Origin of the sequence: Micromonospora sp. NPDC005174 (genome assembly GCF_040608495.1) — a bacterium.
Taxonomy (GTDB): domain Bacteria; phylum Actinomycetota; class Actinomycetes; order Mycobacteriales; family Micromonosporaceae; genus Micromonospora.
Genome location: NZ_JBEXIJ010000013.1, coordinates 87,179 through 100,398 on the forward strand (window position 1 = coordinate 87,179; position 13,220 = coordinate 100,398).

The following is a 13,220-nucleotide window of genomic DNA, read 5'->3' on the forward strand; positions in this document are numbered from 1 at the left end:
AAGAGGCAGGTATCTGCCCACTCCGGAAGGACCCGTCCCGATGACTCTGGAACGACCGATCGCCCCGGACCCGTACGAGCTGCTGCCGACCGTTCCCTCGTTCACGCTCACCAGTGACGACGTGCAGAACGGCGAGCCGATGGACATCCGGCACGCGCACGGCAGCGCCGGCGGTGAGAACGTCTCCCCGCAGCTGGCCTGGTCGGACTTCCCCGCCGAGACCAAGAGCTTCACCGTCACCTGCTACGACCCGGACGCGCCGACCGGCAGCGGCTTCTGGCACTGGGTGCTGGTGAACGTGCCGGTCGACGTCACGCAGCTGCCCACCGGTGCCGGGGGCGCGGCGGGCACCGATCTCGGGGGCGCGTTCTCGGTCCGCAACGACTACGGCGCGCAGGGCTACGGGGGTGCGGCGCCGCCGCCCGGTGACCGCCCCCACCGGTACGTCTTCGCGGTGCACGCCCTAGACGTCGACCGCCTCGACGTGACCCCGGATGCGAGCCCGGCCTACGTAGGCTTCAACCTGACCTTCCACACCCTGGCACGAGCAGTAATCCGCCCCACGCATCAGACCAAGGAGTAACCACCGCCCCTGGCCGCGCCGATCTTGCACTTTCTGCGCCGACATAACCCCATACAAGGGACGTGTCGACGACCGAAAGTGCAAGATCGGCGAAGAGAGGGGTGCGTGGGTCAGGCCGGGACGCGGGCCACCGCGAAGACGGACTGGCCGAACGGGGGGCGGACGACCTGTTCGGCGGCCTTGGTGGCGGGCAGGACCAGGGTGTCGTAGACCTTGACCATGGGCCCTTCCTTCGGCATCAGCCGGAAGACCTTGGTGGCCATGAAGTAACCGATCAACCCGAGCGCGTTGGCGTAGTGGATCTTCTCCACCGTCAGGCCGGCCTCGGTCATCGCCGCACCGAGCGTCTTCTTCGTGTAGCGGCGGACGTGGCCGGTGGCGATGTCGGCCGGGCTCATGGCGAACTGGAACGCCGGCACGATGATGATCACCGCACCGCCGGGTCGGACCAGGTCGCGCATGCTCCGCAGCGCGCCCACGTGGTCGTCGATGTGCTCGAGGACGTTGTACGAGACGGCGGCGCTGTAGTTGCCCCGGTCGCTGTGCGGAAGCAGCATCTGCCGGACGTCGATGCCCGGCTGGGCGGACAGCCGCTCCTTGAGTTGCACGAGCCGGTCGGGGTCGGCCTCGGTGGCGGTGAACCGGGGCAGCCGCTGAGACCATTCCAGCGCGTAGTCGCCGAGGCCGCTGCCGATCTCGATGGGGTCGTCACCGAGGTACGGCACCGCCAGTTCGACGAACCAACGACGGTGGTTGACGGCCGTCGCCAGGCCTTCCAGCACCTCGGACTGGACGCGCTGATCCCCAGTGATTTCTGCCATGCGTCGATTCCTCACGATATGAACTCGACCCGTGCCTGGACCGACAGAGTGAATCATCCGCTTGGATGGCGAAGGAAACGGGGGAGCGGTTGGCCGAATTGCGGTCGGGGGGTGGGCACGTGATCGGCGGTCGGCGAACCCGGCACATAGTACGGCAGTACCCCGAAACATGTCACGGCACCGTCATACGCTGACTACCCTATGAATTGTCATGACTACTCCCGAATCGGACGCTCCCGGCGACGGCCCGGCCACCGCATCGCCGGTGGAGGAGCCCGGCGGCGGCGATCGGTTGCGCCGCAACGGGAAGTGGGCCGACCCGGCGGCCGTGCTGAGCTTCGTGGTACTCGGCTTCTGGGTCACCGGGCGTCTCTGGTGGAACCCGGGCAGTGGAGTGCGCGACAACCGCTCGGACCAGTCGCAGTTCGAATGGATGATGGCGCACGGTGCGCGGGTGGTCACGCAATTCGCGTACCCGTTCCATTCGGACCGGATGAACGTGCCGGACGGCGTCAACCTGATGGCAAATACGTCCGTATTATCCATTTCACTACCAATGACGCCAATTACCCTGCTGTTCGGACCACGTGCCGCATTCCTGCTCTTTCTTACTCTCGGAATGATCGCCACTGCCACGGCCTGGTACTTCCTGCTCTCCCGGGTCCTGGTCAGGAGCCGGGGGCCGGCCTGGCTGGGTGCCGGCTTCTGCGCGTTCGCGCCGGCCATGGTGTCGCACGCCAACGGGCACCCGAACATCGTGTCGCAGTTCGTCGTCCCACTGATCATCTGGCGTACGCTGCGGCTCGCCGACGCCGGCCACTGGCTGCGTAACGGTGTGCTGCTTGCGCTGGTGATCGTCTGGCAGGCGTTCCTCAATCTGGAGATCCTGCTGATGACCGCCATCGGGATCGGGGTGATCGTCGGGGTGCTGGCCCTCGCTCGCCCCGCTCTGCGGTCACGGATCCGACCCTTCCTCGCCGGCTTGGCCGTCGCCGCCGTGGTCGCCGGCCTGCTGCTCGCGTACCCGCTGTATGTGCAGTTCTTCGGACCCGGCGCCTACTCCGGGCTGTCCGGCCTGATCCGTGGTTACTCCAGCGACCTCGCGTCGTTCGTGGCGTACTCCCGGGAGTCGCTGGCCGGCAGCCCGCGCACCGCCGCGGGCCTGGCCAAGAACCCGACCGAGGAGAACAGCTTCTTCGGCTGGTCGCTGCTCGTGCTGGTGGTCGCCCTCGTCTGGTGGCTGCGGCGGTCGGCGGTGGTGCTCGCGCTGGCCGGGCTCGGGCTGCTCTTCACCGTGCTCTCGCTCGGACGGGAGATCCGCTTCGACGGGCGCGGCACCGGCGTGCCCGGGCCCTGGGCGGCGCTGGAAAACCTGCCGATCCTGCACTCGGTGGTGCCGACCCGGTGGGCGCTGGCGATCACTCCGATCGTCGGGGTGCTGCTCGCCTACGGCGCCGAGCGTGCCCGCGAGTTGGCCCGTACGCGTCCGGCCGCCCGACCGCAGATCCGCTTCGCCACCGCGACCGTGCTGACGATGGCCCTGCTGCCGATCCTGCCGACCCCGCTGCCCGTGGTCCAGCTGGACCCGGTCCCCACCTTCGTGACCAGTGGGGCATGGCGGCCGTACGTGGCTGGTGGGCGCAGTGTGGTGACCCTGCCGCTGCCGGACACCAACTACGCGGAGCCACTGCGTTGGGCGGCCGCGACCCGGCTGGGCATGCCGCTGGCCCGGGGCTACTTCCTCGGCCCGGACACCCGCCCGAGCGCCCAGCCGCCGAAGGTCGCGCTGTTCACCGCGCCGCCCCGGCCCACCAGCAGTTTCTTCGCCACCATCCGGCGCACCGGCGCGGTGCCGCCGATCACCCCGCAGAGTCGGGTCAAGGCGGTCGACGACCTGCGCTACTGGCGAGCCGGCGTGGTGATCCTCGGGCCGCACGAGCACGAGACGGAGTTGCGCCGCGGGATGACCGAGCTGACCGGTATCCAACCGACCTTCACCGGCGGCGTCTGGGTGTGGGACGTCCGAGCGTTGACCGACTGAACGACGGGATCGCGCCTGATCAGCCCTGTCGGACGCAGCAGCCCTGGCAGACCTTGGGGCTGGGCAGTGTGAAGGCCAGGCAGCACGTGCGGCGCTGGACGCTGGGCTCGCCGGTGGGGCCGGGGACCAGCTCGACAAGGTCGGCCAGGTCGAGCGCGCCGAGCAGGGTGTCGATGCTCTCCACCGTCGAGCCGGGCAGCCCGTCCGCAGCGCGCAGGATGCCGTGCGCGATGCCGGAGGCGACCGAACCGAGCAGCGTCCTGGTGCCCACCCGTACCTCCGCCTGGATCGCCGCGATCAGCGGGGCGAGGTGGGCGTCGAGCAGGGAGGCGCGCAGCGCGGCCAGCAGCTCCGCCTCGCCGGCGACGACGCGTACCTGCGGCAGGCCGGACAGCGCCAGCGGGTCGCTCGGCAGCACCGCCACGGTGGTGCCGTGGCGCAGGCCCAGCGTGATCAGCGGGCGGTGGTCCTCGAAGTGGATCAGCACGTCGGAGGGGTCGAGCAGCGGCACCCGGCGGGCCGAGGCCCAACCGAGCACGACCGGCAGCGCCGTCCAGTAGCTGTACGACTTCCAGGCCAGCGCGGCGCAGGCGTGCGGCGTGCCGCCCCAGCGGACGCTCGCCGCGCGCAGCAGCTCCGGCAGGCGGGTGCCGTCGATGAGGGTGGTGGCGGGCGCCCAGCCGAACTCGTCGTCGACGAGCAGGCCCCGGGCGAGCCCGGGGAGGTCGTCGGTGCCGAACATCGCCCGCAGCGCGGCGGTGACGGGCGCGAGCGGCGTGGCGGCCACGTCCCGCCTCGGCATCACCGCTGTCACCTGAGCCGTCCCCCGTCCGAGTGGCCGGGGAGCGTGCCCCGGCGGACGGTCAGATGCCGTCCGAAGCTAAGGCTAGCCTAACCAAGCTCGTCGGTATACGCGAGTCTCTGTAATCCGAGCGACAGGGGCTGCCGTATCCGGGCAGACGGGGAGGCCCCGGAGCTGTCAAGCGGTGTGTCGGGAACATGCCAGTCAAGTGTGCGTCCGGCCACGGAACGTGAAACTGATACTCCCGGCCGCGAGGAAGCCGATGACCTCACCCCTCGAACGGGCTGCCGAGTCCTTTGCGGCCGAGCTTGCCCGGCAGCGTGCCGGGCGGGGCCTCTCCAAGAAGCAACTGGCCGTGCTGATGGGCTTCGACCCGTCCTACGTGAGTCACGTCGAGGGCCGTCGACACCGCCCGACCGAGGACTTCGCCCGCCGTGCCGAGGCCGTCCTGGAGGCCAGCGGCGCGATCTGGCAGCGTTTCCGGGAGTACGACGACCTCCGGCACGCCCGCTCCGGCCATCCGCAGCGCGAGCCCTCGCTGCCCGGCCAGTGGCTTCCCCCCGGCACCGGCCTGGTGGTGGAGCGGGAACTGGCCACCCTCATCCACACCGACAACGGCTACCGGTGCGTCATCCACCGTGAGCTGTACAACGCGGGCACGGACCCGGTCACCCGCTACCTCGTACGCGTGGCGGTCGACCGCTACCCGAACGATCCCGGTCGCTCCAACCGGCACCACCGGGAGCACCCGCTCACCTTCGCCGAACTGCAACTACAGGCCCGACGCGACGACGGCACCGGCGATCCGGAGCCGATGCACTGGCGGGCGAAACACGACCGGGACGCGTTCAAGGAGATCTGGCTCCTCTTCGAGAACAGCGAACGCCGGTTCCCGCTCTACCCCGGCGACCGGACCAGCATCGAGTACGCGTACAGCGTCGGACACGAGAAGTGGGGCCCCTGGTTCCAGCGGGCCGTCCGGCTGCCCACCCGGCACCTCGCCGTACGCCTGGATCTACCGGCGGCGCTCGACCCGCAGGTCTGGGGCGTGGAGACTTCGCTCTCCGCGGAGGAAGGCCCACTGCGGACCGCCCCGCAGCGACACGACGAGGACGACCGGGCGATCTTCGGCTGGCAGACCGACGACCCGCCGCTCAACGCGCGCTACCGGATGCAGTGGCGCTTCCGGGCTCGGCCCGACACCGACCCGGACGCCGGCACCGACAGCACCCGGGTCCGCCCCAGCGACCGGATGCGCGGGATCGGCATCGTGCAGCGCGGCGACGATCTCCTCCGCCAGCCGGTTCGACAGTTCGACCTGCCCGGCGAGGAGCAGGTGGCCCGCGGCATCGTGGAGCGCCTCACCATGGCGCTGTCCCGGCTCGACGAGCTGCACCCGTTCAGCAAGGGAGTGGGCATCGCCGCACCGCAGCTCGGCATCGGCCGGGCCGCCGCCGTCGTCCGGCCTCCCGACCGCTCGGCGGAACCGGTCGTCCTGCTCAACCCCCGGGTGGTCGACGCCGACCCGGAGACCGACGAGCAGTACGAGGGGTGCCTCTCCTTCTTCGACCATCGAGGTCTGGTGCCCCGCCCGCTGCGACTCGACGTCGAACACGCCCAGTGGGACGGCAGCCGGATCATCACGTCGTTCGAGTTCGGCATGGCCCGGCTCGTCGCGCACGAGATCGACCACCTACAGGGCCGGCTCTACGTCGACCGGATGGCACCCGGCGTGCCGCTGGTGCCGGTCGAGGAATACCGCGAGACCGGGCGCCCCTGGCGCTACTGAGACCTGGCGCTGCCGACTCAGGGAGGGGGACCGGGGCGCGCGCCCCAGGGGGCAGGGGCACGCGCCCCGGTGTGGGGGGAGGAACGTCTAGAGATCGCCGAACGTGTCGTAGCGGATGTTCGGCGGTGGTACCTCGTCGGCGGCCAGCACCCGCAGGGTCGACCGGACCATCTGCGCCGAGCCGGACACGTAACAGTCGTGGGTCGTCCACGGGCCGTACCGGGCCACCACGTCCGCGATGTCGCCCAGCTCGCCGTCGAAGTCCGGGTCGTCGCTGCACGCCGCGGTGACCGACAACCACGGGTGTGCCGCCACCAGGTCCTGAAAACCGGCCAGCCCGTACAGGTCGGACGCCTGCTGGGCGCCGTAGAAGACGTGCACCCACCGCGTCCGGTTGTAGGTGGCCAACTCCTCCACCAGCGCCTTGATCGGCGCTAGCCCGACGCCGCCGGCCACGCAGAGGATGTCCCGCTCGGAGGAACGGTCCAGGGTCATCGACCCCATCGGCGCCGCCAGGCGCAGCAGCTGCCCGGGCCGCACCCGCCGGACCAGCGCGCCGGACACCCATCCCGCGCCCGGGCTCCGTACGTGGAACTCCAGCACGTTGTCGTCGTTCGGGGCGTTCGCCACCGAGTAGTTCCGCCACACCCTCGGGTGGAAGCGAGGCAGCTCCAGGCTGACGTACTGGCCCGCCTGCCAGGGCAGTGGATGTTGCAGGGCTCGGCAGGTCAGCACGGCGATGTCCGGGCCGTGGCGCTCGTGCGTCAGCACCTCGGCGTGCCAGAACGGCGGGTTGTCGTCGTCGGCCGCCCCGGCGACCATCTTCGCCGCGATGGCCGCGTACGCGTCCCGCCACGCCTGGTCGTACTCCAGGTTCCAGCCGTCGCCGGCCGTGCTGCGCAGCGCGTCGAGCAGCGCGACGCCCATCGTGGCGTAGTGCCGGTCGTCGACGTGGTACTTGCGGTGGTCGCGGCCCAGCGCGCGCAGGAACTCGTCGAAGCTCTCCGGATCGCCCACGGTGTGGATCGCCGTGATGATCGCTTCCAGCAGGCGGTCACCCTGGCCGGTCATCTGCACCGGGAAGAGCTGCCGTAGAGCGGGGTCGAGCAGGAACACCCGAGCGTAGAAGTGCCCGGTCAGCCGCTCCCGGTCCTCCTCGACCAGGGTCCAGCTCTCCTTCAGCAACCGTGCGACGTTGTCCACCGGTGCTCCTTCTCCAGACGACAGCGGATCGGGCACCGATAGAATCTCCACGGAGCGTGCACATCGGTCGCACAGAATGTGCGATCGGTTCATGCCGACCGATCGGTGCTGCCTGCCACGCCGTCCGTCGGGCACAGTGGTGCGGTGACCGTAGAGCTGACCCGCCCGGTGTCCCGCCGGCTGCTGGGGACCGAAACGTTGCTGGTCCTCGGCCTGTCCCTTGGCCAGTCGGCCGTCTACGCGGTGGTCTCGATCATCGCGAAGCTGACCGCCGAGGGGCCGCTGTCCAAGCAGACCGCGTCACTGAACACCTCCGCGTCGGCCCGCCCCTGGCTGGACCTGACGTACCAACTCCTCGGCATCGTGTTCGCGCTGCTTCCGGTGCTGCTCGCCGTACACCTGCTCAGTCGGGACCCCGGCGACCCGGCGCGGACCCTCGGCCTGGACGCGCGGCGGCCCGGCCAGGATCTGGCGCGCGGCGCCGGCCTGGCCGCGCTGATCGGCCTGCCCGGCCTGGCCCTGTTCTGGGTGGCGGCGCACCTCGGCCTCAACGCCACGCTGGTGCCGGCGGCGCTGCCGCACGTCTGGTGGGCGGTCCCGGTGCTGATCCTCGCCGCCGTGCAGAACGCCGTGCTGGAGGAGGTGATCGTGGTCGGCTACCTGGTCACCCGGCTGCGCCAGCTCCAGTGGCGGCTGGCCGCGATCATCGCGGCCAGCGCGCTGCTGCGCGGCTCCTACCACCTCTACCAGGGCTTCGGCGCGTTCGTCGGCAACGCGGTGATGGGCGTCGTGTTCAGCCTCTTCTACCTGCGTACCCGTCGGGTGATGCCCCTGATCATCGCGCACACCGTGCTCGACGTGGTCGCCTTCGTCGGCTACGCGTCGCTGCCCCGGGAGTGGTTCGACTGGCTGTGACGGGTCAGCGCCGGCCCGTTCGGTAGGCGGCCATCGCCCGCGCCGCGAGCCGGTCGGCCGCCGCCGCGTCGCCCAACGTGGCGGCCACCACAGCCGCGCCCGGCACCAGCCGGGACGCCAACCGCAGCGCCACCCAGCCGCCGGCCTGCGCGGTGAGCGGCGCGGCCAGCCGCCACGCGGCCTCCGCAGCCCTCGGCCACGTTCCCTCCACCGGATCGCCAGGGTCCCGCGCACCGGCCAGCGCCGCCCGCGCGCTCGCCGCGTCCGGATGCACCTGGGTCAACACCAGCAATTCCTCGGCCCGATCGGGATGCGACGGGTCCCGGCCGTAGGCCGCCGCCAGGTGCAGCACCAGGTTCGACTGGGTCCACAGCACCGACAGCAGCTCCGCCAACGGCGCGAAGAGCCCCGCCAGCGCCGCCGCAGCCCCTCCCACCCCCGCCGCCCGCACGTACCGCCGGGTCGCCAGGCGGGCCAGACCGTCCGCCGAGGCGTCCGGGTAGCGGTCCCGCAGCCGCCGCGCCCACTCGGCGGCGCCCGGACCGAGCGTCCGGACCGCCTCCAGCGCCAGCAACTCCGGAGCGAAGCCGGGGTGGTCGCGTAGGCGAACGGCCACGGACCGCAAGTCCGATTCCGGGGTACGAGGGAAAGCCGCCTCTGGGTCAGCCGATGAAACCGCCGCTGCGGCCGGCTGGGGGGTGATCGCGGAAGTCGCTCCTGGCGTGGGTGCCGGTGCGACCGCGGGTGCTCCCGCCTTCGCCCCGGCGGCACTGCGCGGGGTGGCCTTCTCCGGTGTTACCTCGCGCGGGGTGGACCCGGGCGGCGTGGCTGGGTCCGGAGTCGGCTTGTCCTGGGTCGTCGAGCGCGAGGTTGCCTTGCCCGGGGTCTTCCTGCCCGGGGTCGTGGCGCGGGTGGGCGTGGCTCGGGTGGGCGTGGCGCGCTTGCGAGGGATCGGCGTGATCTCGGCCGGTTCGGGCGTGACAGGCGTCGCATCCGGGACGGCCGGCGCTGGCGGGGGTGGTGTCGGTGCGACGGCAGCCGTGCTGGTGGCGGTCTTGCGCGGTCGGGGAGCCCGCTTCCTCGGTGGCTGGCCTGTCGGTTCCTGCACCGGGCCGGCCTGCGCCGCGTCCTCGGCGGCGGGCGGCTCGACTGTCACGCTGTCCGTGGCGGCGGGGGCGGGCGCCGGCTGTCCAGGCAGGGGACGGTCCGGCTCAGGTGGCTGGAAGATCACCGGTGCCGCCTTGGCCCGGCGGGGACGCGGGCTCGCCGGTGCCGCAGGCGCGGTCTCGGCGGACTGCTCGGTCACCTGCGGCGGCGTGAACGTGGCCCGCGCCGGGCGCCGACGCGTACGCTCAGCAGGCTCTTGGTGGGTCGGTTCGCTGGGCGGCTGCTCCTGCATATCGATGGAGCGTAGTCCCGATCACGTCGCCGCACAGCGGGGAAATACCGTGGCGGCGTGCCTCGGTCGGCGTACCCCGGAAGTCGTTTTGCTCCCGGTGGGTGCCGACCTGTATCCTCGGGCGCGGTGGTCTGCGGGCCACCAGGGAGACTTCGCCTAGTCTGGTCTATGGCGCCGCACTGCTAATGCGGTTGGGGTCTTAAAGCCCCTCCCGGGTTCGAATCCCGGAGTCTCCGCGCGAAAGCCGGGTGTGTATGCTGGCTGAGCACGAGCGCCCGTAGCTCAATGGATAGAGCATCTGACTACGGATCAGAAGGTTAGGGGTTCGAGTCCCTTCGGGCGCACAAGATCATCAGACGTCTGACCTGCGGAAATGCGGTCAGGCGTTTTTTGTTGATCGTCCCGGTTGGCACTGGGTGTCAGGTGGGCGTCGTCACTTTTCGTAATCATGCTTGGGTCGCTTGTACGTTGACCTGCTCTCGGTTCTGCATTGCCGATTGATCCGGCAAGAAGATGGGCGGCATGAGATCGGGTCATGATCTACCCGGGCGCGGGAACCCCCGCGCCCGAGTAGACCTCACAATGATCGTCAGGCGGTCACCGGCGGTCGGACTTGTCAACCACCTCTGCCACTGGTCAGGCGGGTACGAACTGCCACTGCTGGTTGGTCCCGCCGTTGGCGGTCCACTGCACGACCTGCGCCCCGTCGCTGGTCGAGGCGGCGGAGACGTCGGCCACGAGTCCGCTGCTGCGGCTGACGATGGTGTAGTAGCCGTCACCGGTGGGCCGCAGGTACCACGACTGGTTGGCACCGCCATTGGCCGACCACTGCTGTAGCTGCAGGCCCTGCGTGGTGCTGGCGGCGTTGACGTCGAGCATCTTTCCGGAGGCGGTGTAGCGCAGGGTGTACGCGTCCTGCGTGGTGCTGATCGTCCAGGTGGGGGAGCCGCTCTGCTGGACCGCCTTGGCGCCGTCGGCGGTGGAGTTGCCGGCGATGGCGAGGGGCTTGCCGCTGTTGCGGTTGACGATGCGGTAGGTGCCTGCTGCCGGCCCGGTTCCACCGCTTCCACTGAGGTTGAGGTACTCGACCGCATCGGTGAAGACGGTGCTGCCGGACTTGGCGGTCGACAGCTGCAGGTACACGCGGCTGCCGGTGGCGGGGGCGGTGAAGGACACCGGTTGGGTGACCCGTGAGCCGAGCGGGACGGTCAGGGTGCTGTTGCCGGACGCGACGACCGCGCCGGTCGGGCTGTCGAGCCGGGCGGTCCAGGTGAAGCCCACGGAGGTGTTGGTGAAGTCGTCGTTGAACACGGTGATGTTGCGGGTCACCGTGGCATTGCGGGCGTAGCTGGGCACCGCCTGCGCCAGCGGGAAGCTGCCGTTGGAGTCCGAGTTACCGGAGGCGGACCAGTACGGGAGGTCGATCGCGGCCACCGGGTTGAACGCCGCCTGCACGCGCTGGATCTGCGCGTTGCTCCACGGATCGGGCAGGTTGTCCACGCCGTAGATGGGGTGACCGCCCTCCTCCGGGGTGAAGTCGGTGGACCGCACGCCCGGCACCACGCTGGCCCAAGCGGACAGCAGCGTGTACGGGCGCAGGTCGGTGGCGCCCTTGCCGCGCTTGGCAGCAGTCGCGGTGGCGAACCACTCGAAGCCCTGCTTGTTGTTGCATGCCGGCCAGATGAACTCGCCCTCGCCGTCGGGCCGCCCGTTCACGCTGACCAGGCCCTCCCCGTACCTGCCGAAGCCGTCGACGTAGTGCGGAATCACCGCGAAGTTGGCGTAGGTCATCCCGGGATACAGGCTGACATTGTTGCCGACGCCCACCTCGACAATGATCGGCCGGGTGCCGTCGGCGCCGTTCATCGCCGCGTACAGGTCCTTCTCGAACTGCTCGGAATCCTGGCCGCTCTGGTTCGGCTCGTTGTTCTGACTCCAGCGGATGATCGCGGGGTGGTTGCGGTCGCGCAGGACCAGCGCACGGGCGTGGTTGATCATGTTGTCGCGGCCGACGGAGTTCTGCCACTCCTGCGAGGACTGGGAGCCGCGAATCGCGACCTCGTCGATGATCATCAGGCCCATCTCGTCGGCGACATCCAACATGTACGAGCTTCCGGGCTCCTGGTGGATGCGCACCACGTTGTAGTTCAGCCGCTGGTAGTTGTCCACCGCCTGCGGCCAGCCGCCGTTGCCGGACGACGGGGGCAGGAAGCCGGGCAGGGTGTGGTACGCGTCGCCCTTGCCGCCGTTGTCGATCCGGTCATAGTCGGCACCCTGGAGGTTGTCGCCGCGGAAGTTCACGCGCACGCCGTTGAGGTAGTAGTAGTCACCGTTCTGGGTGGCCTCCCGGAACCCGAACCGGTACTCGGCGTCGCTCGTCCGGCCGTCGTCGGTGACGGCATGCACCGTCAGCCCGTGCAGCTGCGCCCGGTACCCCGACCGGTACGGCACGTTGGGCCACCAGTACGAGGTGCTGTCGAGGTTCCACGCGACCGGACCGACGGTCACGGTCGCGATCGAGTTGGCCGCCACGGTGACCGTACGGCTGGGCAGTCCCGGGTAGCTGAAAGCCGTTCCGTTGTGGGACGACAGCGACCCGGTCAACGTCACCGACCGGGAACTGCCCGACGTGTTCCGCACCGTCACGTCGTAGGTCAGCGTCTTGTTCGCCACCGACGTACGCACGAATGTGTCGCTGACGTACACCGCCGGGTACACCCGCAGGAACGCGGACCCGAAGATCCCCTGCGGTATCGCCTCGGACCACGTGGCGGCGTCGGGCACCAGGTACCGGCCGTTGGATGCCTTCAACGCGCCGCGGCCCTTCACGTTCACGGTGATCGTGTGGGTGGTGCCGGGCGCCGCGTATGCGCTGATGTCGAAGTTCGACGGGGTGAACGCCGTCGTCTGGGTGGCGACCACGCGGCCGTCGACCGACAGTGTCGCCTGGTGATTGACGGCGCCGAACTCGATCCAGGTCGACTGCGGCTGCCCCGATTCCGGCACGGTGATGCTGCGCGAGTACACCGCCTCGTTCACGGTGGTGAAGCCCTGCTTGTACCAGCCGCCACCGGGTACCGCGATCGTGGTCGCCCCCCGACCCGCGGGCGTGAAGTTCCATGTCCCGCTCAGATCGACCGAGGCGATCGCGGCGCTACCGGCCGCCACACCGTCAAGTCCGGCGGCCGCGACACTCTGCGTCTCGACCGGCGCGGCCAGGGCCGACCCGGGGGTCGCCAGGGTCAGCCCACCCAGCGTCAGGGGCAGGGCGAGCGCCACGGTCGCGGCCAACCCTCTGGCCAACGCCGACAATCGGCCACCCCAGTGGACGTTCGTATCATGCACGGTTGCCTCCTGTGACTCATCCGCCAGCTCCGCAAGACCGGTTCAGGGCACAGCCTTCAAGGCCGAGTCTCGAACCGATTCGACAAATTTGCCGGCGTCGCCGACCAGCCGGAAAGGCTGGTTGCGGCCCAAATACATAGGTATGTATTAATGGGTGCGTCGAGCGTGAAGTCAAGGTTTCAAGACGGTTAACTCCTGCTCCTGATGCCTCGCAGGCTTCGGGTGGCCGCCGATAGATACAGCCCTACCGGAGTGCGAGGTCATCGCGCTCAGGCATTCCGTGTCGCCGACCCACCGACGCAGTGCCGATCGAATAGCGAAC

9 protein-coding genes and 2 tRNA genes are annotated in these 13,220 nt (G+C 70.0%); 6 read left to right on the forward strand and 5 right to left on the reverse strand.

Annotated elements, in window-relative coordinates:
- Positions 1-40 precede the first annotated feature (40 nt).
- Positions 41-583, forward strand: coding sequence for a YbhB/YbcL family Raf kinase inhibitor-like protein (locus ABZU91_RS16705; protein ID WP_355240529.1), 543 nt, complete (start codon positions 41-43; stop codon positions 581-583).
- 110 nt (positions 584-693) lie between these two features.
- Here the strand turns inward: ABZU91_RS16705 and ABZU91_RS16710 are convergent, their stop codons facing one another.
- Positions 694-1,404 (reverse strand): class I SAM-dependent methyltransferase, encoded by a 711-nt coding sequence (locus ABZU91_RS16710; protein ID WP_355240532.1) that lies wholly within the window; start codon positions 1,402-1,404, stop codon positions 694-696.
- 211 nt (positions 1,405-1,615) lie between these two features.
- Between ABZU91_RS16710 and ABZU91_RS16715 the strand changes: the two genes are divergently transcribed.
- Entirely contained in the window at positions 1,616-3,445 is a 1,830-nt protein-coding gene (locus tag ABZU91_RS16715; protein WP_355240535.1) for a hypothetical protein, read from the forward strand.
- A gap of 19 nt (positions 3,446-3,464) precedes the next feature.
- On the opposite strand, the gene ABZU91_RS16720 is transcribed toward ABZU91_RS16715, so the two are convergent.
- A complete protein-coding gene (locus ABZU91_RS16720) occupies positions 3,465-4,247 on the reverse strand; it encodes an IucA/IucC family C-terminal-domain containing protein (protein ID WP_355240538.1) in 783 nt (260 codons plus the stop codon).
- A 262-nt stretch (positions 4,248-4,509) separates the two neighbouring features.
- Here ABZU91_RS16720 and ABZU91_RS16725 point away from each other — a divergent pair, with 262 nt between their 5' ends.
- A complete protein-coding gene (locus tag ABZU91_RS16725; RefSeq protein WP_355240541.1) occupies positions 4,510-6,036 on the forward strand; it encodes a peptide deformylase in 1,527 nt (508 codons plus the stop codon).
- Between the two features lie 87 nt (positions 6,037-6,123).
- Here the strand turns inward: ABZU91_RS16725 and ABZU91_RS16730 are convergent, their stop codons facing one another.
- Positions 6,124-7,239, reverse strand: coding sequence for a globin domain-containing protein (locus ABZU91_RS16730; RefSeq protein ID WP_355240544.1), 1,116 nt, complete (start codon positions 7,237-7,239; stop codon positions 6,124-6,126).
- Between the two features lie 144 nt (positions 7,240-7,383).
- Here ABZU91_RS16730 and ABZU91_RS16735 point away from each other — a divergent pair, with 144 nt between their 5' ends.
- Entirely contained in the window at positions 7,384-8,154 is a 771-nt protein-coding gene (locus tag ABZU91_RS16735; RefSeq protein WP_355240547.1) for a CPBP family intramembrane glutamic endopeptidase, read from the forward strand.
- A gap of 4 nt (positions 8,155-8,158) precedes the next feature.
- Here the strand turns inward: ABZU91_RS16735 and ABZU91_RS16740 are convergent, their stop codons facing one another.
- Entirely contained in the window at positions 8,159-8,770 is a 612-nt protein-coding gene (locus tag ABZU91_RS16740) for a hypothetical protein (RefSeq protein WP_355240550.1), read from the reverse strand.
- A gap of 928 nt (positions 8,771-9,698) precedes the next feature.
- Here ABZU91_RS16740 and ABZU91_RS16745 point away from each other — a divergent pair.
- Both ABZU91_RS16745 and ABZU91_RS16750 read left to right on the forward strand, forming a co-directional pair.
- Positions 9,699-9,789 (forward strand) — tRNA-Ser (locus ABZU91_RS16745).
- A gap of 35 nt (positions 9,790-9,824) precedes the next feature.
- A tRNA-Arg gene (locus tag ABZU91_RS16750) sits at positions 9,825-9,897 on the forward strand.
- Positions 9,898-10,189: 292 nt separating this feature from the next.
- On the opposite strand, the gene ABZU91_RS16755 is transcribed toward ABZU91_RS16750, so the two are convergent.
- Positions 10,190-12,898 carry an RICIN domain-containing protein gene (locus tag ABZU91_RS16755; protein ID WP_355240553.1) on the reverse strand — a complete coding sequence of 903 codons (2,709 nt, stop codon included), beginning with the start codon at positions 12,896-12,898 and terminating at the stop codon, positions 10,190-10,192.
- Positions 12,899-13,220: the final 322 nt, after the last annotated feature.

Bases quoted from the DNA above. Each gene is read 5' to 3' on its own strand.
- ABZU91_RS16705 (WP_355240529.1), top strand. From the start codon at position 41: ATGACTCTGGAACGACCGATCGCCCCGGACCCGTACGAGCTGCTGCCG.
- ABZU91_RS16710 (WP_355240532.1), bottom strand. From the start codon at position 1,404: ATGGCAGAAATCACTGGGGATCAGCGCGTCCAGTCCGAGGTGCTGGAA.
- ABZU91_RS16715 (WP_355240535.1), top strand. From the start codon at position 1,616: ATGACTACTCCCGAATCGGACGCTCCCGGCGACGGCCCGGCCACCGCA.
- ABZU91_RS16720 (WP_355240538.1), bottom strand. From the start codon at position 4,247: ATGCCGAGGCGGGACGTGGCCGCCACGCCGCTCGCGCCCGTCACCGCC.
- ABZU91_RS16725 (WP_355240541.1), top strand. From the start codon at position 4,510: ATGACCTCACCCCTCGAACGGGCTGCCGAGTCCTTTGCGGCCGAGCTT.